Below are 21,323 nucleotides of genomic sequence, written 5' to 3'. Positions count from 1 at the left end.
CATGGCGAAGGCAAAGTTTGAACGTACGAAACCGCACGTGAACATCGGGACGATCGGTCACGTTGACCACGGCAAGACGACGCTGACGGCTGCGATCACGAAATACTTCGGCGAATTCAAGGCTTACGACCAGATCGACGGCGCGCCGGAAGAGCGGGCTCGCGGGATCACGATCTCGACCGCCCACGTCGAATACGAAACCGAAGCGCGTCACTACGCCCACGTCGACTGCCCCGGCCACGCCGACTATGTGAAGAACATGATCACCGGCGCCGCGCAGATGGACGGCGCGATCCTGGTGGTGAACGCTGCCGACGGCCCGATGCCGCAAACGCGCGAGCACATCCTGCTGGGCCGTCAGGTCGGCATTCCCTACATGGTCGTCTACCTGAACAAGGTCGACCAGGTGGATGACCCGGAACTGCTGGAACTGGTCGAGATGGAAGTGCGCGAGCTGCTGTCGTCGTACGACTACCCCGGCGACGACATTCCGATCGTCAAGGGCTCGGCCCTGGCGGCGATGGAAGGCCGTGATCCGGAAATCGGCGAGAACTCGATCCGCGCGCTGCTGGCCGCTGTCGACGAATACATCCCGACCCCGGCGCGCGCTGTCGACCAGCCGTTCCTGATGCCGATCGAAGACGTGTTCTCGATCTCGGGCCGTGGCACCGTGGTGACCGGCCGTGTGGAACGTGGCGTGATCAACGTCGGTGACGAAGTCGAGATCGTCGGCATCCGCCCGACCACCAAGTCGACCGTGACCGGCGTGGAAATGTTCCGCAAGCTGCTGGACCGCGGCGAGGCTGGCGACAACATCGGCGCGCTGCTGCGCGGCGTCGACCGTGAAGGCGTGGAACGTGGCCAGGTGCTGTGCAAGCCGAAATCGGTGATGCCGCACACCCACTTCGAAGCCGAAGCCTACATCCTGACCAAGGAAGAAGGCGGCCGTCACACCCCGTTCTTTGCGAACTACCGCCCGCAGTTCTACTTCCGCACGACGGACGTGACCGGCACCGTGAAGCTGCCGGAAGGCACCGAGATGGTGATGCCGGGCGACAACCTGAAGTTCGAGGTCGAGCTGATCGCCCCGATCGCCATGGAAGAAAAGCTGCGCTTCGCCATCCGTGAAGGCGGCCGCACCGTCGGCGCCGGCGTCGTCTCCAAAATCCTCAAGTAATATCGCGGTAGGGTGGGATTAAGGTCCCACCCTGCGGCATACACGAAAGGGGCCGCCCGATCCGTTCGGGCGGCCCTTTTGCATGGCTCAGGGTGTCGGGCGGACGAACCTTTGTTCCAGCACTTCGGTGCCCCATTGATCGCCGCGCCGCTCTTCGGCCAGACGGAACCCGCTGGTCTCGTAAAGATGGCGCGCTGCCGCCAGACCGTCAAAGGTCCACAGCTGGGTTTCGGGGATTGCCAGCCTGTCGACATGATCAAGCGCCGCCTGCAGCAGATGGCGCCCCGCGCCGCTGCCGCGCACGACATCGGTCATGATGAACCATCGCAGATGCGCCTTGCCCGGCCCCAGATCCTCGCCGTCGATGGCGATCGAGCCGACCACCTCATTGCCCAGCAGCGCGACCCAGATCTGATTGACCGGGTTATCCAGCCGGTCGCAAAAATCGGCCAGCCCGCGCGCCACCACCGATTCAAACCGCTGACCGAACCCCGAAGTGCGGCTGTAATACTGCGCATGAAGTTCGGTGACCCGCGCAATCAGCCCGGTGCGATAGCCGGAAGCAAGGCTGACGGCCTGCCGCCGCGCCGCCGCTGGCGACAGGGCATCGGAATAGAGCCGCAGCCCCTCGACGACCGTTGCCACCTCGTCGGTCGACAGATGGCCAAGCGCCTCCATCACCTGGGATCGGCTGAAGGCGTCGATTGCCGCCAGTCGCGCCCAGCCTTCGCGCGTCAGGCTGAGCGTCTTGAGCCGGCCGTCCATGCGGTCAGGCTGTTCGCGCACCTCGCCCATCTCGATCAGCTTGCGCAACATGCGGCTGATGCTCGACTTGTCCAGCTTGAGCGTCTCGGCCAGCTCTGTCGCGGATCGTGATCGACCCGAGCCGATCTCGATCAGGGCGTAGACCGCCGAGGGCGACAGGTTGGTGCCCGCAACCAGCCCGCCCATCAGCCCAAAGTGCCGCACCATGCGACGAGTCGCATAGCGGATGTGTTCGATCTGGTCGTTCATTCCCTGCGCCGGTTTGATTGCGTTGCACAACCAACCCAAACACGCACGAACTGACGACGTCAATCGACCTGATGATGCCGCTCAGGGCGCCAGAAGGCGCTCGGCCACCCATCCGTCTATGCCATCGCCCTGAATACGGATATGCACCCAGCCATCCGCCATGTCGACGACCTCGACCTCTTCGCCAAGCGAGACACGGCCGACTACACCATAGCCGGTGGACGGGCCGCCACGCACATTTGCGCTGCTGACCCGCACGCTGCGCCATTCACCAGAGGCTTCGGGCGCTGCAACCTCGGCAATCGGGGCGGCCACGGGCTGCGCCACACCGATCACAACCGGATGGCTCGGCCCTTCAAGCGGGGAATCGGCCAGACGCAGAACCGCGGCCGGCAGCGACTGGGGCACACTGTCGGCGCGGGTGGGAACAGCAATTTCGGCGCTGTCGGCCACCAGCCCGGCGCGCAGCGCGCCATCGTCCCGCCCGTAAAGGACCGCGGCGCCATAAAGCCCCAGCCCCAGCCCGCCAAGCAGCAGGCCCAAACGAACAATCCCGGATCCAACCATCCGCACCCCCCTGAAATAGAACATTGCAGTATACAGCGGGAAAACCCGCAACTCGCACCACGGTTCCCGGCTTCGTCCGACGCAGACAAAATTCCTGCTGGACCGGCCGTCGGGGCCAGATTACACCCGCCCCATGACCGACATACCAGAAAACGGCCTGACCTCCGAGTCCCTTTCCCGGGCGATCGGCGCGCGCTACCTGACCTATGCGCTGTCGACGATCATGCACCGTGCCTTGCCGGATGCCCGCGACGGGCTCAAGCCGGTGCATCGCCGTATCCTTTACGCGATGCGCGAATTGCGGCTGGCCTCGACAGGGGGCTTTCGCAAATCGGCCAAGATCACCGGCGACGTAATGGGGAACTACCACCCGCACGGCGATGCCGCGATCTACGATGCCATGGCGCGTCTGGCGCAGGATTTCGCCATGCGCTACCCGCTGGTGGACGGCCAGGGCAACTTTGGCAACATTGACGGCGACAGCCCCGCCGCCAGCCGCTACACCGAGGCGCGCATGGCCGCCACGGCCGAGGCGCTGCTGGACGGGCTGGACGAGGATTCGGTCGATTTCCGCCCGAACTATGATGGCACGCTGCGCGAACCCGTCGTTCTGCCGGCCGCCTTCCCGAACCTGCTGGCCAATGGCGCCAGCGGCATTGCCGTCGGCATGGCGACGAACATCCCGCCGCACAACATTGGCGAGCTGGTGGCCGGCTGCCTTGCGATGATCGACGATCCGGCGATTTCCGAAGACGATCTGGTCACGCATATCCCCGGCCCTGATTTTCCCACCGGCGGCGTTCTGGTCGAAGACGCTGCATCGATCCGCGAAAGCTATCGCACCGGGCGCGGCGCCTTCCGGCTGCGCGCGCGCTGGGAAAAAGAGGATCTGGGCCGCGGCAACTGGCAGATCGTCGTCACCGAGATCCCCTATCAGGTTGCCAAGTCCAAGCTGATCGAAAAGCTGGCAGAGCTGATCCACCTGAAAAAGGTGCCGATCCTGGCCGATGTGCGCGACGAATCCGCCGAGGATGTCCGCATCGTGCTCGAGCCGCGCACCCGCACGGTCGATCCGGACATGCTGATGGGCCAGCTGTTCCGCAATTCCGATCTGGAAACCCGCTTCCCGCTGAACATGAACGTGCTGATCGACGGCAAGACCCCCAAGGTCTGTTCGCTCAAGGAGGTGCTGCGCGCCTTCCTCGATCATCGGCGCGAGGTGTTGCAGCGCCGCAGCCAGCACCGGATGGACAAGATCGACCACCGGCTCGAGGTGCTCGAAGGCTTCATCATCGCCTTCCTCAACCTTGACCGGGTGATCGACATCATCCGCTATGACACCGAGCCCAAATCCGCGCTGATGCGCGAGGAATGGGGCCGCGACTTTCCCCGCGCGCTGTCGGAAAAGGATTATGTCCCCCCCGCCCCCGGCGAGGGCGAGCTGACAGAGGTGCAGGCCGAGGCGATTCTCAACATGCGCCTGCGCTCGCTCCGCCGGCTCGAGGAAATCGAGCTGAGGCGCGAACGCGACGAGCTGATGAAGGAACGCGCCGGGCTCGAATCGCTGCTGGGATCCGAGCGCAAGCAATGGAAGCGGATCGGCGAGGAACTGCGCAAGATGGCGATGTTCTTCGGCCCCGACACGCCCGCCGGGCGGCGCCGCACCGGCTTTGCCGAGGCGGGCGAGGTGGTGGAAATCCCGATGGAGGCGATGATCGACCGCGAGCCGATCACCGTCATCTGCTCGCGCATGGGCTGGATCCGGGCGATGAAGGGCCATGTCGCGCTGGACGGCGATCTGAAGTTCAAGGATGGCGACGGGCCGCGCTTTGCGTTCCACGCCGAAACCACCGACAAGATCATGCTGTTCGGCGCAAATGGCCGGTTCTACACCCTTTTGGGCGCGAACCTGCCCGGCGGGCGCGGCATGGGCGAGCCGGTCCGCCTGATGGTCGATCTGCCGAACGATGCCGAGATCGTCGATTTCCTGATCTGGCGCCCGGGTGAAAAGCTGCTGGTTGCCTCCAGCGCCGGGGATGGCTTTGTCGTGGGCTCGGATGACGTGCTGGCCCAGACCCGGGCAGGCAAGGCGGTGCTCAGCGTGGGCGAAGGCGTCCGCGCGGCGCTGGTGCGCCGGGTGCAGGGCGATCACGTCGCCGTGGTCGGCGAGAACCGCAAGATGCTGGTCTTCCCGGTCATCCAGGTTCCCGAGATGACCAAGGGCAAGGGCGTGCGGCTGCAGAAGTTCAAGGATGGCGGTCTGTCCGATGCCACGACGATCACCCTTGCTCAGGGTCTGTCGTGGAAGGATCCGGCCGGCCGCACCCGCACCGAGGCCGACCTGACCGAATGGCTGGGCAACCGTGCCGGCATGGGCCGCATGGCCCCGCGCGGCTTCCCACGCGACAACCGCTTCGATCAGGGCTAGGGCCCTAGGGGCAGGCAACATCGCGCAAGGGGGCCGGTGAAAGGCACCGGCCCCTTTGCGTCAGCCCCCACACAGCGCCATCAGCCACCGGCATGGTCCCAAGGGCGAGCCCAGCTTGGTCATGCTTGGAGGGCGCGGGCGCACCCGTTCCCCCTCAGCCGCGCGACAGCAGATCGACCAGCCGCGCGCGGGCCTCGGGCAGCGGGCGGGAACCGGGATCTGCGCATAGCCCGCGGTTCAGGAAATGCCCGGTCAACCGCAGCCCTGCCGCCAGATCCGCCGGATCGGCCGGCCCTGGCCTCAGCAGGCACTGCGGCAACGGCAACAGCTTGTCTTCCCAGCCCCGGGCCGCCTCGGCCGTCACCGCCCGCCCGGTGCGCGGGCTGACAAAGGCCAGCCCGTCGCGCGCGCCCGTCACAGCACAGGCCCCAAGGTCCAGCCCAAAGCCCAGATCCGCCAGCAACCCGCATTCCCAGCGCAGATACAGCACGGGCCAGTCGGGCACCGTCGCCAGCGCATCCAGCAAGACCAGGGTTGCCGCATACAGCCCGCCATGCGGCTCGCGTTCTGGCAAGGCCCGCGAGATCATGGCGCAAATGGCCGACAGCCCCGCCAATGCCCGGCGATCTGTCATCAGCGCAGCCGCACGCGCACGCAGAGGCTCGATGGTGAAATGCCCCAGATGCTCGCCCAGCCGCGCCCGCCAGACGGCGGCCACCTCGTTGCCCGGCATCAGCACCGGCGCCATGCGCCGCCCCATGCCGCCGCGCACCACGCCAGCATGACGCCCCTGCGCCTCGGTGAAAATCTCGACGATGGCCGCGCTTTCGCCATGCGCCCGCACAGCCAGCACCAGCCCTTGCGCTGCCCATTCCATGGCGTCACGATGCACCCGCAGACCGCCGCAGTCCAGCGGCGACGGAAACCGCGCCACGTTGCGTTCCATCCCGGAACGCGCCAGCCAGGAGAAAGCCATGCCCACCCCCGCCACCTACAGCCGCACGCAGATCGTCCTGCACTGGCTGACGGTCCTTCTGATCCTTGCGCAGTTCACGTTGAACGATGCCATCGGCGCCGCATGGCGCGCCTTTCGCACGGGCACAGAAGCCGCCGCCGATCCGCTCGTGGCCGCCCATGTGTTTGGCGGGATTGCCATTCTGGTCTTTGCCCTGTGGCGGCTCGTGCTGCGCGCAACCCATGGCGTCCCGCCCGCACAGGGCAGCGCATGGTCCGTGCGCGCGGCCAACTGGGGGCATGTCGCGATCTATGCCGCACTGATCCTGGTCGCCATCAGCGGCGGCGCCGCCTGGTTCGGCGGCATCGAGGCGGCAGCCGAAGCGCATGAGGTGCTCAAGACCATCCTTCTGGTCCTGGTCATCGGCCATGTTGCCATGGCGCTCTGGCACCAGTTCGTGCTGCGCGATGGCACGCTGGCCCGGATGCGCTGACCGCAGCCCTTTCGCCTTGAAGCAAATATCCCGGGTCCGGGCAGAGCCCGGGGCATCCGCCCCGCGCCGCGCCCGGGCTCAGTTCCCTGCAGGCGCTGCGGCTCCCTCGGGGGCCGGGGCGGTCAACAGGCCATTGGTCCAGGTGCCCCGCGCCTCCTGGCCACCGGCATAGCGGGCGATGCCCTGACCGTTCGGCTTGCCGGCGGCGAACTCGCCCTCATAGCTGTCGCCGCTTGCCCAGCGGGCGATGCCCTGCCCGGCGGCATCGCCTGCGACAAACCCGCCCTCATAGCGATAGCCATCGGGGCGCTCCAGCACGCCTTGCCCGTCGCGCAGGTCGGCCTTGAACCCGCCCGTATAGCGGCTGCCATCGGGATAGCTGGCCACGCCCTGCCCTTCACGCCGTCCGGCCAGCCAAGCCCCCTCATAGCGATAGCCATCGGGCAGGGTCAGCACCCCGGTGCCCTGCCGCTGCCCGGCCTGAAACGCCCCCTCATAGACCGAGCCATCCGCAAGCCGCGACACGCCCTGCCCCTCGATGATGCCTTCGACCCAGTCGCCCTCATAGCTGGTGCCATCGGGCCAGGTCATCTTGCCGCGGCCCTGCGGCAGATCGGCGACAAAGGCCCCCTCATAGACCGACCCGTCCGGGTGCTGCATCCGCCCTGTGCCGGCGATCTGGCCGTCCTGCCAGTCCCCCTGATAGACCATGCCCGAGGCCGCGCGATAGGTGCCCGTGCCATGGCGCCGGTCGCGGGCAAAGGCCCCCTCATAGCTGCCACCATCGGCATAGGACACCTTGCCCGGCCCGCTGCGCAGGCCCGCCTCGAACCCGCCCTCGTAGATATCGCCGTTCGGCTGGGTCAGCTTGCCCTGCCCCTGCATCTGGCCCGCGACCCAGCCGCCGACATAGGTCAGCCCGTCGGGCATGATCAGCGTGCCCTGGCCTTGCCGCTCGCCATCCACGACCTCACCGTCATAGCGCGCGCCATCGGGATAGGTGATCACTGCACGGCCTTCGCGCCGCCCTTCGACCCAGTCGCCCTCATAGCGATAGCCCTGCGGATCCTGCATCACGCCCTGGCCCTGCGCCAGACCGTTGACCATGGCCCCGGTATAGACCACCCCGCCCGGATAGTTGGCCACCCCCTGCCCGGTCATCTGCCCGCCCGCCCAGTCGCCCTCATAGGTGCCACCATCGGGAAAGGTGATTTTGCCGGTGCCCTCGGGCTTGCCGGCCACAAAGGTGCCCTCATAGATCGCGCCATTGGGGAACCGTGCCCGGCCCTGCCCGCTGATCTCGCCGTTCACCCATTCGCCGGAATATTCATAGCCATCGGGCAGCCGATAGGTGCCATGCCCGTGCTGGCGACCATCCTTGAACTGCCCCTCATAGATCGAGCCGTCGGCATATTGCTTGGTCGCCACGTCCTGCGCCGCCACCGCACCGCTTGTCGCCGCCATCAGCCCGGCCGCGATCCAGATCCGACCCGTTCCCGCCATCTCCAGCCCCCCGGTTGCTTTGGCCAAAGCCTACGCCGCACGCGCCCCGCCTGACAAGCGGCAGGGCATCACGGATCGCTCATCCCTTCACCAGACAGGCCCGCCCAGGCGCGCAACACCCCGCCCAAAGGCCTTGGGCAGACTGCAGGCCGCCCGTTCTGCCGCTTTCCCCCTTGATCCGCCCCCCCCAGCGTCTAGAACCACCAAAGACGCGAAAGGAGCCCCGCATGGCCGAACGTTTCCGCCTGCTGATCGTCCAGTGGAACCCCACGGTGGGCGCGCTGACCGCCAATGCCGATGCCGCGCGCCGCGCTTGGGATCAGGGCCGCGCCGCGGGGGCCGATCTGGTCATGTTGCCTGAAATGTTCCTCACCGGCTATCAGACCCAGGATCTGGTGATGCGCCCGGCCTTCCTGCGCGATGTGGCGACGGAACTGGCCCGGCTGGCCACCGATTGCGCCGATGGCCCGGCACTGGGGATCGGCGCGCCGGACCTGGTGGGCGGGCGGCTATACAACGCCTGGCACATCTTGCAGGACGGCAAGGTCACCACGGTGATCCGCAAGCACCACCTGCCCAACACTGATGTGTTCGACGAACACCGGCTTTACACCTCGGCCCCGGTCTCGGGCCCCTGGCGCCTCGGCCCGATCCGCATCGGCACCCCGATCTGCGAGGATGCCTGGCACCCCGACGTGGCCGAGACCCTGGCCGAGACCGGGGCGCAGATCCTGCTGGTGCCGAACGGCTCGCCCTATGCGCGGGGCAAGCATGACCAGCGCATGCAGCTGATGGTCGCGCGCGTCGTGGAAACCGGCCTGCCGCTGGTCTATCTGAACATGGTCGGCGGGCAGGACGATCAGGTGTTCGATGGCGCCTCGTTCGTGCTGAACCCCGGCGGGCGCATGGCTGCCCAGCTGCCCGCCTTTGACGCCGCCACCCAGATCGTCGATTTCCGCCATACCGATGACGGCTGGCGCGCCGATCCTGCCCCCATGGCCCGCCTGCCGGACGATTGGGAACAGGACTATCGCGCGATGGTCGAATCGACCCGCGACTATTTCGCCAAGTCGGGCTTTTCCCGCGCGATCCTTGGCCTGTCGGGCGGGATCGACAGCGCGATCGTCGCCACCATCGCCGCCGACGCGCTGGGGCCGGAAAACGTGCATTGCGTCATGCTGCCGTCCGAATTCACCTCGGCCCATTCGCTGGAAGATGCCGCCGCGGTGGCGCGCGCCCTCGGCACCCGGCTGGACACCGTGCCGATCTCGGGCCCCCGCGCGGCGGTGACCGAGGCGCTGGCGCCCCTGCTGGCCGGCACGACCCCCGACGTGACCGAGGAAAACATCCAGTCCCGCCTGCGCGGCCTGCTGCTGATGGCGCTGTCGAACAAGTTCGGCGCCATGCTGCTGACCACGGGGAACAAATCCGAAGTCGCGGTCGGCTATTGCACGATCTATGGCGACATGGCGGGCGGCTATAATCCGATCAAGGATCTCTACAAGACCCGCGTGTTCGAAACCTGCCGCTGGCGCAACGCGAACCACCGCCCCTGGATGAAGGGCCCCGAGGGCGAGGTGATCCCCCCCCGCGTCATCGACAAGCCCCCCAGCGCCGAGCTGCGCCCCGACCAGAAGGACGAAGACAGCCTGCCGCCCTATCCGGTGCTGGACGCGATCCTCGAAGGTCTGGTCGACCGCGAGCTGTCGGTGGCCGACCTTGTCGCCGCCGGGTTCGACCGCGCGACGGTCAAACGGATCGAGCATCTGATCTTCATCAGCGAATGGAAACGCTTCCAGTCCGCCCCCGGCACCCGGCTGACCGGCCGCGCCTTCTGGCTGGACCGGCGCTATCCCATCGTGAACCGCTGGCGCGACAACGGCTGATCGGACTGCGGGCGCCCCCTGCCAGGTGTCGCGCCCGCCCCGCATCGCCTCTGATCAGGCCCCGGCGCACTACGCACGCGGAACGCCCGCTTGCGCCGCCGCTCCCATCCGGCAAAGGCGATAGCCCCCCGATCACGGCCCGGAACTTGCGCATCGCCCCCACGCGATGCGCGGGTCCCCCGCCGCCCCGCCAGCCCCCGAACGCCGCGCCCTGCCCTTTCATCTGTCCCCAAATATCCCGGGGGCAGGCGCAGCCTTGCCGAAATAGCGACAGCGCCATGGGGCAGCGCCCCCTCGTGCACGGCCAAAGCAAAAGGGGGCCGCAAGGCCCCCTTTCACCGCGCTATCGCACAAGCTCACTCGGCCGGAACCGCCTCGGCATCGGCCGACAGCGGATAGGGCAGATGCACCAGCATCTCGCGCGGGCAGACCTGCAGGAAGTTGCCCCGCTCGGCCTCCCAGTTCTGCAAGATGCGGGCGGCCTTCAGGCTGCCGGTCTCGGCCGCATGGCGTTCGACCAGCCCTTTCAGCTGGGCTTCCCAATGCGGATGCGACACCGCACAGGTCACCAGGCTTTCCAGGTTCATCCAGTCTTCGGCATTGCCCTCAGGGTCATAGACATAGGCCATGCCGCCGGTCATACCGGCCCCGAAGTTCGCCCCGATGGATCCCAGGATCACGGCCACGCCGCCGGTCATGTATTCGCACCCGTTCGAGCCGCACCCTTCGATCACCACCGTCGCGCCCGAGTTGCGCACCCCGAACCGCTCACCCGCGCGGCCAGCCGCGAACAGGAAGCCGTCGGTCGCCCCATAGAGCACGGTGTTGCCGATGATCGTGTTCTGCGAGGCCTCCAGCGGGCTGGCCATCGGCGGACGCACCACGATGGTGCCCCCCGACAGGCCCTTGCCCACATAGTCGTTGGCATCGCCCTGCACCTCGATCTTCAGCCCGCGCACCGCAAAGGCGCCCAGCGACTGCCCGCACGAGCCCGACAGCTTGATCGTCAGATGATCGCGCTGCAGATCGTTGCGCATCCCGAACTTGCGCACGATGTGGCTCGATGCCCGCGTCCCGATGGTGCGCAGCGTGTTCCTGACCGCATAGGACAGCTGCATCTTTTCGCCATCTTCAAAGAAGCGCGCGCCATCGCGGATGATTTCCGCATCCAGCGTGTCCGGCACCGCATTGCGCGGCTTGGACCGGTCGTAGGTGATCTTCTGCGCCCCATCCACCGTGATCAGCAGCGGGTTGAGGTCCAGATCGTCCAGGTTCGCAGCCCCCCGGCTGACCTGCGCCAGCAGATCGGCGCGGCCGATGATCTCGTCCAGCGACCGGGCCCCGATGCTGGCCAGCAGTTCACGCACCTCCTGCGCATAGAAGGTGATCAGGTTCACCACCTTGTCGGCGCTGCCGGTGAACTTTTCACGCAGCGCCGGGTTCTGCGTGCAGACGCCCACCGGGCAGGTGTTCGACTGGCACTGGCGCACCATGATGCAGCCCATGGCGATCAGCGCGGCGGTACCGATGCCATATTCCTCGGCCCCCATCATCGCAGCGATGATGATGTCGCGCCCGGTGCGCAGGCCGCCATCGGTGCGCAGCGTCACCCGCTCGCGCAGGTTGTTCATCGCCAGCACCTGATGCGCCTCGGTCAGGCCCATCTCCCACGGCAGGCCAGCATATTTGATCGAGGTCGCAGGCGAGGCCCCGGTGCCGCCATTGTGGCCGGACACAAGGATGATATCCGCCTTGGCCTTGGCGACGCCCGCCGCAATCGTGCCGACGCCGCTGGCCGAGACCAGTTTCACCGTCACCTTGCAGCGCGGGTTGATCTGCTTGAGGTCGTAGATCAGCTGCGCGAGGTCTTCGATCGAATAGATGTCATGGTGCGGCGGGGGGGAAATCAGCGTCACCCCCTTGGTCGAATGGCGCAGCCGGGCAATCAGGTCGGTGACCTTCATGCCGGGCAGCTGGCCACCCTCGCCAGGCTTGGCGCCCTGGGCCACCTTGATTTCCAGCTCTTCGCAGGCGTTGAGGTATTCCGCCGTCACACCGAACCGGCCCGAGGCGACCTGCTTGATCTTGGCGCAGGGGTTGTCGCCGTTCGGGAACGGGTGCTGGTGCGCCGGATCCTCGCCGCCTTCGCCACTGTCGGACTTTGCGCCGATGCGGTTCATGGCGATGTTCAGCGTCATGTGCGCCTCGGGCGACAGCGCCCCCAGCGACATGCCCGGCGTCACGAAGCGCTTGCGGATCGAGGTGATGGATTCGACCTCCTCGATGGCCACCGGCTTGCCCAGAGGCTTGATGTCCAGAAGGTCGCGCAGGTGGATCGGCGGGTTCGCCCGCATCGCGGCCGAATACTGCTTCCACATGTCATAGCTGCCGCGATCACAGGCCGATTGCAGCAGGTGCATGGTCTGCGCTTCCCAGGCGTGCTTTTCGCCGGACCGGCGGGCCTTGTAAAAGCCCCCGATCGGCAGCACGTCCTGGCCGCCCAGCCAGCCCTTGCGATGAACGTCCTGCACCTTGTCCTGGATGCCGTGCAGACCGATGCCGGAGATGCGGCTGTGCATGCCGGGGAAATATTCCGCCACCATGGCGCGCGACAGGCCCACCGCCTCGAAGTTCAGCCCGCCCCGATAGGACGAGATGACCGAGATCCCCATCTTGGCCATGATCTTCAGAAGCCCGGCATCCACCGCATCGCGGTAGCGGCGCATCGCGTCGATCAGCTGGCCTTCCAGCAGGCCGCGCTCGATGCGGTCGGCAATGCTGTCCTGTGCCAGATAAGCGTTCACCGTGGTCGCGCCGCAGCCGATCAGCACCGCGAAATAGTGGGGGTCGATGCATTCGGCGGACCGCACGTTCAGGCTGGTGAAGGTGCGCAGCCCCTTGCGGGTCAGCCACGAATGCACCGCGCTGGTCGCAAGGATCATCGGCATCGCCACCTTGGCGGGGCCTTGATGTTCGTCCGTCAGCACCAGATGCAGCGCGCCCGAGCGCACGGCATCCTCGGCCTCGGCGCGGATCCGCTCCAGCCCAAGGCGCAGTGCCTCCTGGTCGGCGCCGGCCGGGAAGGTGCAGTCGATCACCGTGACCGAGGCCCCGAACTGGCGCAGCATTTCCTCGAATTCGGCATTGGCGATGAACGGGCTTTCCAGAACCAGAATCTCGGTCTGGGCGCTCGATTCATCCAGCACGTTCTTGAGGTTGCCGAACCGGGTCTTGAGGCTCATCACCCGGCTTTCGCGCAAGCTGTCGATGGGCGGGTTGGTCACCTGGCTGAAGTTCTGGCGGAAGTAATGCGACAGCGGGCGATAGACCTTGGACAGCACCGCAGGCGGCGTGTCATCGCCCATCGAGGCGATCATTTCCTTGCCGTCCTCGGCCATGGCGGCCAGAACCTGTTCCAGCTCTTCAAGGCTGTAGCCGGCGGCAATCTGGCGCTTGCGCAGCTCGGCGCCCTTGAACAGGGCCTTTTCCGGCACATCGCGCATGATGGCGTTCAGATCGACAACCTTCTGCACCCAGTCGCCAAAGGGCTGAGCCGCGGCCAGTTTGTCCTTCATCTCGGCGTCGTGGTAGAGCTTGCCCTCGGCCATGTCGACGGCGATCATCTGCCCCGGCCCCAGCGCGCCCTTTTCGCGCACGGTCATCTCGTCGACCGGGACCATGCCGGCCTCGGACCCCGCGATCAGCAGCCCGTCGCCAGTGATGACATAGCGCATCGGGCGCAGACCGTTGCGGTCCAGCCCGCCGCAGACCCAGCGGCCATCGGTCATCGCCAGCGCGGCGGGGCCGTCCCAGGGCTCCATCACGGCGTTGCAATAGGCATACATGTCCTGCCAGGGCTTGGGCAGTTCCACGGTGGACTTGCTCCAGGCCTCGGGCACCAGCATGGTTTTCGCCATCGGCGCCGACCGGCCCGCGCGGACCATCATTTCGAACACCGCATCCAGCGCGCCCGAATCCGAGGTCCCGGCCGGGATGATCGGCTTGATATCCTCGGCCATCTCGCCAAAGGCGTTCGAGGCCATGCGGATTTCATGGCTGCGCATCCAGTTGACGTTGCCGCGCAGCGTGTTGATCTCGCCGTTGTGGGCCAGCATGCGGAAGGGCTGGGCCAGCCACCATTGCGGGAAGGTGTTGGTGGAATAGCGCTGGTGATAGATCGCAAAGGACGATTCAAACCGCTCGTCCATCAGGTCGGGGTAGAACACCGCCACCTGTTCGGCCAGCATCATGCCCTTGTAGATGATCGACCGGCAGGACAGGCTGCACAGGTAAAGGCCCTGGATATGCGCTGCCATCGCCGCCTTTTCGATCCGGCGGCGGATGATGTAGAGCTCGCGCTCGAACTCCTCGTCCGAGATGCCCTTTTCGTTGCGGATCAGGATCTGTTCGATCTCGGGGCGCGTCGCATTGGCCTTGTCGCCCAGCACGCTGGTATCCACCGGAACGTGGCGCCAGCCATAGATATAGTGGCCCATGCGCAGGACTTCGGTTTCCACGATGGTCCGGCAGCGTTCCTGCGCGCCAAAATCGGTGCGCGGCAGGAACACCTGCCCCACGGCGATCAGCTTTTTCGTATCGGGCTCATGCCCCGTGCGGCGGATCACGTCATAGAAAAAGCGCACCGGGATCTGCACATGGATCCCCGCGCCGTCGCCGGTTTTTCCGTCGGCATCCACCGCGCCGCGGTGCCAGATCGCCTTCAGCGCGTCGATGCCCGACTGCACCACCTTGCGGCTGGGCTTGCCGCTGATCGACACGACCAGGCCGACCCCGCACGAGGACTTTTCATCCTCTTCCTTGTAAAGGCCGTTCTCGTCGAGCCCGCGGCGCTTGGCCTCTTCCGCGACAACCCAGGCTTCATCGTATTTGGTCATGGCTCACTCCTCAGGGCTGGCGGGGATGATCGGCGGGGTCTTGCTGGCCCCGGTCATGGGTTGGGCGCGTCGAGCCGGCGCCGTGCGCCGGCAAACGGTCATGGTTCGGGCGGCAGGTCATGGCTGCCCCCCATCGCTGGCCAGCACGGCGAACTTGTCGATGCATTGCTGGCGCGTCATCAGGGTTCGGCCTTCGCCGGCATAGGCATAGCTGTCCGGCTTGTGGTCGATGTAGATCTCGTTGGTCATGGTCAGCCCGCTGGCATCATCCAGGATGCCGATGGGCAGTTCCACATTGCCCTTCCACGGGCTGTCCTGCGTGACCTTGAAATAAAGGCCCGCGCCGCAGTCCCGGCACCACGCCCGCATCGCCCAGTCCGAGGTCTGGCGCGTGGCGATATGATCCGTGCCGTGCCAGGTCACATCACCTTCGGGCACCGTGACGCCCAAGAGCGCCGATCCGGTCCAGCGGCGGCACATCTCGCAATGGCAGGCGCCGAAATTCGTATCCTTCAGCCGCGCGGTGAACCGCACCGCGCCGCACAGACAGCCGCCCGTCCGCTCCAGGGTCATGGCGTGCCCCCCTTGACGCGGTGGACCGGCAGGCCAGCGATCTGGTCGTTGCATTCATATTCCGGCGTCACAGACATGAAGCCCTTGTCGCCCGGAAAGTCGAACCGCACCGGGCTTTGGTCATAGGACGCGAAGCCTTCGCCGCCATCCCATTCCGACGGGCCGGAAAAGAACAGACGCCACTTGCGGCTGATGTATTCCTTGCCCCGCGCGGTGTTCAGGAAATCGCCCTCGGCCGTGGTTTCGCGGAATTCGAAGCTGGTTTCCTCCAGCTCGACCCCGTCAATCACCACCTTGCGGCCGGTCAGCGTATCAAAGCCGCGCACCCGGTTGCGCGCGCCGTCGTCCGAGACTTGCGCGAAATCATAGGTGTCGGTGCCCGATCTCAGCAGCCCGCTGAACGAGGCCGGATCGGCCGCCCCCGGCGCAAGGCGCTGTTCCGCCCCGGTCGCCAGATCCAGCGAATAGACCCACTGTGCCTCGGCGTCGATGCGGCTGACGAAATAGGGGCCACGGGCGCCAAAATCGACCCGCCACTGATCGCCCGCCGGATCGGCAGAACAGGTGTAGTGGTTCGACACCTTGCACCCGCGCGCCTGCACGGTGACAAAGCCCTGACAGCCCGGCGGCGGGGTGAAGATCTGCTGCGCCTCGGCAAGCTGTGCGGCAAATGCCAGCGCAATGCCAGCTGCTGCACCGATCCACCCTTGCCCTGCCACCAGCTGTTTCACCTGACTGTTCCCCGATTGCCCCGGACGGGGCGATGCTACTGTGCCGCGACAGCGGCCGACTGGGCCAGCCAGTCAAGGATGGATGCCCCCGCCTCGCGCCCGTCGCGGATGGCCCACACGACCAGCGAGGCACCGCGCACGATGTCGCCCACCGCATAGACGCCTGGCAGGTTGGTGGCATGGGTCTGGAAATCGGCCTTGATCGTGCCCCAGCGGGTCACGCCCAGTTCCTCGACACCCCACAGTTTGGGAAGATCTTCGGGCTCGAACCCAAGCGCCTGCACGACCAGATCGGCCGGCTCGATGTAATCGGCGCCTTCGATCACCTCGGGCGACTGGCGGCCGGTGGCATCGGGGGCGCCCAGGCGCATCTTCTGCACCATCACGCCATCGACCTCGGTGCCGCCGGTAAAGCCCTTGGGCGCCGACAGCCAGACGAATTCGACGCCTTCTTCCTCGGCGTTCTGGGTCTCGCGCTGGCTGCCCGGCATGTTGGCACGGTCGCGGCGGTACAGGCACTTGACGCTGACCGCGCCCTGACGGATCGCCGTGCGCACGCAGTCCATGGCCGTATCGCCGCCGCCGATCACCACGACGCGCTTGCCCTTGGCATCCAGATCGCCATTGTCGAACTCGGGCACCTCGTCGCCAAAGCTCTTGCGGTTCGAGGCGGTCAGATAGTCCAGCGCCTTGACGATGCCCTTGGCGCCCGAGCCGGGGGCCTCGATTTCGCGCACCTTGTAGACGCCGGTCGCGATCAGCACGGCATCGTGCTGGCCGCGGATCGCGTCAAAGCTGATATCCTCGCCGACCTTGCAGTTCATCACGAAGGTCACGCCCGCCTCTTCCAGCTGGGCGATGCGGCGCATGACCACGGGCTTTTCCAGCTTGAAGCCGGGAATGCCATAGGTCAGCAGCCCGCCGGCGCGGTCATAGCGGTCATAGACGGTCACCTGAACGCCGGCACGGCGCAGCACATCGGCCGCCGCCAGACCGCCAGGGCCGGCCCCGATGATGCCCACCGATTCCGTGCGCTCGGCAACCGGGCGGATCGGCTTGACCCAGCCGTTTTCCCAGGCGGTATCGGTGATGTATTTCTCGACCGCTCCGATGGTCACGGTGCCGTGGCCCGATTGCTCGATCACGCAATTGCCTTCGCACAGACGGTCCTGCGGGCAGATGCGGCCGCAGATTTCCGGGAAGGTGTTGGTGGCCTGGCTGATCTCGTAGGCTTCCTGCAACCGGCCCGTCGCGGTCATGCGCAGCCAGTCGGGGATGTTGTTGTGCAAGGGGCAATGCGCCTGGCAATAGGGCACGCCGCACTGGCTGCACCGGCTGGCCTGATCGGCGGCCTTCACCTCGGCGAACTCGCGGTAGATTTCGTGGAAATCATGCGCGCGCAGATCGGCCGGGCGCTTCTCGGGCATTTCCTTGCCCAGCGAGACGAAACGAAGCATCTTTTCCGTAGCCATGGCTGGGCCCCCTACCTTGCGTGCCCCCGAAATAAACCAAGGCGATTCAGATGAAAAGTCAGAATAGCTGACCTAATATGAAGATTTTTCCTGTCGGCTCGCAGGATTTCACCATGCGGGCTGAATATTATGTCAGCAAAAATGACCTATCACGGATCTTCCCTCTGGACTCGATAGGATTAGGGTGCCGACAGCGAATCAACCCTGTTCATCCCCCTTTGCGCGAAAGATACCGACCATGCCGCTATTGACCCTCTGCCTGCTGGCGATCGTGCAGGGCATCACCGAATTCCTGCCGATCTCGTCATCGGCGCATCTGATCTTGCTGCATGAATGGACGGGCCAGAACGCCGACGCGCTGGCGCTGGATGTAGCGGTGCATATCGGTTCGGTCATCGCGGTGGTGATCTATCTGCGGGCCGAGGTCGCGCAGGTGCTGCGCGGGCTGGTGCAATTGCTGGGCGGGCAGCGCCGCGCGCCCGAGGCGCAGCTGGCACTGAACCTGATCTGGATGACGATCCCGGCGCTGGTCATCGGCTTTGCCCTGGCGGCAAGCGGGCTGATCGACCTGCTGCGCAGCCCCGTGGTGATTGGTGTGACCATGATCGTCTTTGGCCTGTGGCTGTGGTGGGTACATCGGTCCAGCCCCGAGGCGCGGCCGATGGCGGACCTGAACCGCGGCGATGTGCTGCGGCTGGGGCTGTGGCAGGCGGTGGCGCTGATCCCCGGTGTGTCGCGGTCCGGGATCACCATGACGGCCGCGCGGCTGGCCCGGTTCGAGCGGCACGCGGCGGCGCGGATCTCGATGCTGATGTCGATCCCGGTCACCCTGTCGACGGGCGGCTATCTGGGCATCAAGGTGGTCAAGGAAGGCATGAGCGGCGCGCAATGGACCGAAGTCGGGCTGGCGGCGCTGTTGGCCATGGTCTCGGCCTGGGTCGCGCTGGTGCTGATGATGCGGTTCCTGGACCGGGTCAGCTTTACCCCCTATGTCGTCTACCGCGTGCTGCTGGGGATCGTTCTGCTGGCGGTGGCGCTGTGATCCGGGCCTGACGGCCTGTGGCAGGCGGGCCCTCCGGGGGGGATATTTGGATCAAGGCGAAATGGAAGGGGCGCGGCGCCGGGTGGCAGCCGCGCCCCTTTTTGGTCAGCGCTTGGGCTTGTAGCTGCCTTTGGGGGCCGGCTTGCCAGTCCGCGGTGCGGGGCTGCGCGGTTTGCGAAGCGATTTGCTGGGGTCCGAGAAATCCGGCCGCGGGGCGCTGGTGCGGGACGGGCGGGCCTCGGCCCCCGTCGGTGCCGCATCATCGCGTTTTGCAAAGGTCTTGCGCGGACCATCGTCGCGCTTTGCAAAAGACGAGCCACGGCTGTCCTCGCGCTTCACATAGGGCTTGCGAAAGCCATCTTCGCGTTTTGCATAGGGCTTGCGGTCGCCATCCTCGCGCTTGGCATAGGGCTTGCGGTCGCCGTCCTCGCGCTTGGCATAGGGCTTGCGGTCGCCGTCCTCGCGTTTGGCATAGGGCTTGCGGTCGCCGTCCTCGCGTTTGACGTAAGGCTTGCGGTCGCCGTCCTCACGCTTGGGATAGGGCTTGCGGTCGCTGTCCTCGCGTTTGGGCCAGGGTTTGCGATCACCGTCCTCGCGCTTGACATAGGGCTTGCGCGGCGCCTCGTCGCGGGCCGAGGTGCGGTCCTGCGGATGGTCCGACATCAGCGGGCGCGGGGTATAGGGGCGACGCTCGCCATCCTCGCGCGGGGTATAGGGCTTGCGATCGCCGTCCTCGCGCGGGCCAAAGGGCTTGCGCGACGGGCCTTGCGGGCGATCCGACGGCTTGTAGGACGGCTTGCCGCGCGAAGGCGCGGGCGCACGGCGATCAAGATCGGGGGCCTCGTCAAGGCGGGTTGCCAAGAGGCCGGGTTCCAGTTCCAGCGAGGCACCAAGCTTGGGCGCCGCGCCTTCGGCGATCTGCACATAGGTCTCGCGCTGCTGGACGCGGATCGCGCCAATATCGGTGCGGGTGATCCCTGCCCCGTCGCAGATCTTGGGCAAAAGCCAGCGCGCCTCGGCCCGGCCTTCGTGGCCGACCGACAGCGAGAACCAGACCGAGGGGCCGAATTCGGCCTTGTCGCGCGGCGGACGTGCCTCGCGCGGTTCGGGCGGCGGCAGATCGCCCACGATCTCGGGGGCCGACCGTCCGGCACGCCACATGCGCAGGAAGGCGGCGGCGGCAGCTTCGGGGCTGGCCGAGCCAAGAATCGCCTCGACCAGCGGGGCCTCGTCCTCGGTCACGGCATCGTGCAGCTGATCAGAGGCCAGCATCCGGCCATCATCGGCGGCCTGCACCTCGTCGGCGGTTGGCGGCTTGACCCATTCGGCTTCCAGCTTGGCGCCTTGCAGCAGACGCTGGGCCTTGCGGAAATCGGCAGGCGGCACGATCAGCACGGCCGTGCCCTTGGCCCCGGCCCGGCCGGTGCGGCCCGAGCGGTGCAGCAGCGTTTCGGGGTTCGAGGGCAGATCGAAATGCACCACCAGATCAAGGCCCGGCAGGTCGATGCCGCGCGCGGCCACGTCGGTTGCGATGCAGACCTGCGCCCGGCCATCGCGCAGCGCCTGCAGCGCATGGGTGCGCTCGCCCTGCGAAAGCTCACCCGACAGCGCGACCACCTTGAAGCCGCGGTTCGACATGCGGGCATGCAGATGAGTGACCGAGGCCCGCGTCTTGGCAAACACGATCGCCACCCGCGCCTGTTGCAGCAGCAGCAGGTTGATGACGGCGTTTTCCTTGTCGCGGGCAAGGACCGACATGGCCTTGTAGGAAATGTCGACGTGCTGGCGGGCTTCGCCCTTGACCTGCACGCGGGCAGCATCGCGCTGATAACCGCGGGCCAGCGCCTCGATTTCCTTCGGCACGGTGGCCGAGAACATCAGCGTTCGGCGGGTTTCCGGCGCGGCGGACAGGATGAATTCCAGATCCTCCTGAAAGCCCAGATCCAGCATCTCGTCGGCCTCGTCCAGCACGACGGCGCGGATATCGGTCAGGTCAAGCGAGCCCTTTTCGATATGGTCGCGCAGACGGCCCGGGGTGCCGACAACGATCGCGGCGCCACGATCCAGCGCGCGGCGTTCCGTGCGCCAGTCCATGCCACCGACGCACGAGGCGATCTGGGCACCGGCCGGGCCATACAGCCATTCGAATTCGCGCCGCACCTGAAGCGCCAGCTCGCGCGTCGGGGCCACCACCAGGGCGCGGGGGGCCGCAGCCACCGCCAGATCGCCCGACAGCAGTTCCGGCGCAATGGCCAGGCCAAAGGCCACGGTCTTGCCCGATCCGGTCTGCGCCGAGACCAGCAGGTCGCGGCCCGCCAGGTCTTCGGCCAGCACGGCCTGTTGCACGGGGGTAAGCGTTTCATAACCCTTGTCAGCAAGGGCAGCGGCCAAAGGGGCCGCCAGGGTCGTCTCGGTCATATCGCGTCTTTCGCGGAAAAAGGGGCCAGCCTGTTGGCCCGGTCATGGCGCGCTCGCCTGTTCCGCCCGGCCTCCCGCCGGGGGTGAAGACGCTTGCACCCAGCGGGGGCCATACACCCTGAGCGGGCTGCTGTATAGTCGCGATCTGCAATCCTGCTTTGGATGAGGT

At 66.6% G+C, this 21,323-nt stretch carries 14 protein-coding genes; 5 read left to right on the top strand and 9 right to left on the bottom strand.

Going from position 1 to position 21,323, the window contains the following annotated elements:
- Position 1 precedes the first annotated feature (1 nt).
- Positions 2–1,177: an elongation factor Tu gene (tuf, locus tag G481_RS0114495; RefSeq protein ID WP_028030312.1), complete on the top strand. Its 1,176-nt coding sequence runs from the start codon at positions 2–4 to the stop codon at positions 1,175–1,177.
- Positions 1,178–1,264: 87 nt separating this feature from the next.
- On the opposite strand, the gene G481_RS0114490 is transcribed toward tuf, so the two are convergent.
- A complete protein-coding gene (locus G481_RS0114490; RefSeq protein WP_028030679.1) occupies positions 1,265–2,191 on the bottom strand; it encodes a bifunctional helix-turn-helix transcriptional regulator/GNAT family N-acetyltransferase in 927 nt (308 codons plus the stop codon).
- A gap of 81 nt (positions 2,192–2,272) precedes the next feature.
- Complete coding sequence (locus G481_RS25185) at positions 2,273–2,734, bottom strand: SH3 domain-containing protein (RefSeq protein WP_161630528.1); 462 nt, start codon at positions 2,732–2,734, stop codon at positions 2,273–2,275.
- Positions 2,735–2,891: 157 nt separating this feature from the next.
- Between G481_RS25185 and G481_RS0114480 the strand changes: the two genes are divergently transcribed.
- Positions 2,892–5,186: a DNA topoisomerase IV subunit A gene (locus G481_RS0114480; protein WP_028030677.1), complete on the top strand. Its 2,295-nt coding sequence runs from the start codon at positions 2,892–2,894 to the stop codon at positions 5,184–5,186.
- A gap of 154 nt (positions 5,187–5,340) precedes the next feature.
- On the opposite strand, the gene recO is transcribed toward G481_RS0114480, so the two are convergent.
- Complete coding sequence (recO, locus tag G481_RS0114475; RefSeq protein WP_028030676.1) at positions 5,341–6,063, bottom strand: DNA repair protein RecO; 723 nt, start codon at positions 6,061–6,063, stop codon at positions 5,341–5,343.
- 97 nt (positions 6,064–6,160) lie between these two features.
- Here recO and G481_RS0114470 point away from each other — a divergent pair, with 97 nt between their 5' ends.
- Complete coding sequence (locus G481_RS0114470; RefSeq protein ID WP_028030675.1) at positions 6,161–6,634, top strand: cytochrome b; 474 nt, start codon at positions 6,161–6,163, stop codon at positions 6,632–6,634.
- Between the two features lie 78 nt (positions 6,635–6,712).
- Here the strand turns inward: G481_RS0114470 and G481_RS0114465 are convergent, their stop codons facing one another.
- On the bottom strand, positions 6,713–8,137 hold the full coding sequence (locus G481_RS0114465) for an MORN repeat-containing protein (protein WP_028030674.1): 1,425 nt from the start codon (positions 8,135–8,137) through the stop codon (positions 6,713–6,715).
- A gap of 227 nt (positions 8,138–8,364) precedes the next feature.
- Between G481_RS0114465 and G481_RS0114460 the strand changes: the two genes are divergently transcribed.
- Positions 8,365–10,023: an NAD+ synthase gene (locus G481_RS0114460; RefSeq protein WP_028030673.1), complete on the top strand. Its 1,659-nt coding sequence runs from the start codon at positions 8,365–8,367 to the stop codon at positions 10,021–10,023.
- A gap of 356 nt (positions 10,024–10,379) precedes the next feature.
- On the opposite strand, the gene gltB is transcribed toward G481_RS0114460, so the two are convergent.
- From gltB to G481_RS0114440, 4 genes are all read right to left on the bottom strand, one after another.
- Positions 10,380–14,918: a glutamate synthase large subunit gene (gltB, locus tag G481_RS0114455; RefSeq protein WP_028030672.1), complete on the bottom strand. Its 4,539-nt coding sequence runs from the start codon at positions 14,916–14,918 to the stop codon at positions 10,380–10,382.
- Positions 14,919–15,035: 117 nt separating this feature from the next.
- Positions 15,036–15,491: a GFA family protein gene (locus G481_RS23920; RefSeq protein ID WP_035026175.1), complete on the bottom strand. Its 456-nt coding sequence runs from the start codon at positions 15,489–15,491 to the stop codon at positions 15,036–15,038.
- Positions 15,488–16,222 (bottom strand): hypothetical protein, encoded by a 735-nt coding sequence (locus G481_RS0114445; protein WP_035026172.1) that lies wholly within the window; start codon positions 16,220–16,222, stop codon positions 15,488–15,490. The genes G481_RS23920 and G481_RS0114445 overlap by 4 nt, the downstream gene beginning before the upstream one ends.
- Before the next feature lie 35 nt (positions 16,223–16,257).
- The gene (locus G481_RS0114440; protein ID WP_028030670.1) at positions 16,258–17,694 is read right to left on the bottom strand and encodes an NAD(P)-dependent oxidoreductase; all 1,437 of its coding nucleotides are present in this window, start codon (positions 17,692–17,694) and stop codon (positions 16,258–16,260) included.
- Positions 17,695–17,932: 238 nt separating this feature from the next.
- Between G481_RS0114440 and G481_RS0114435 the strand changes: the two genes are divergently transcribed.
- Positions 17,933–18,736, top strand: a complete 804-nt coding sequence (locus G481_RS0114435) for an undecaprenyl-diphosphate phosphatase (RefSeq protein WP_028030669.1) — start codon at positions 17,933–17,935, stop codon at positions 18,734–18,736.
- A 105-nt stretch (positions 18,737–18,841) separates the two neighbouring features.
- Here the strand turns inward: G481_RS0114435 and G481_RS23915 are convergent, their stop codons facing one another.
- Positions 18,842–21,154, bottom strand: a complete 2,313-nt coding sequence (locus G481_RS23915) for a DEAD/DEAH box helicase (protein WP_051294548.1) — start codon at positions 21,152–21,154, stop codon at positions 18,842–18,844.
- Between the last annotated feature and the right edge of the window lie 169 nt (positions 21,155–21,323).

Origin of the sequence: Gemmobacter nectariphilus DSM 15620 (assembly GCF_000429765.1) — a bacterium.
GTDB lineage: Bacteria > Pseudomonadota > Alphaproteobacteria > Rhodobacterales > Rhodobacteraceae > Wagnerdoeblera > Wagnerdoeblera nectariphila.
This window is presented reverse-complemented; position numbering and strand designations above follow the sequence as displayed.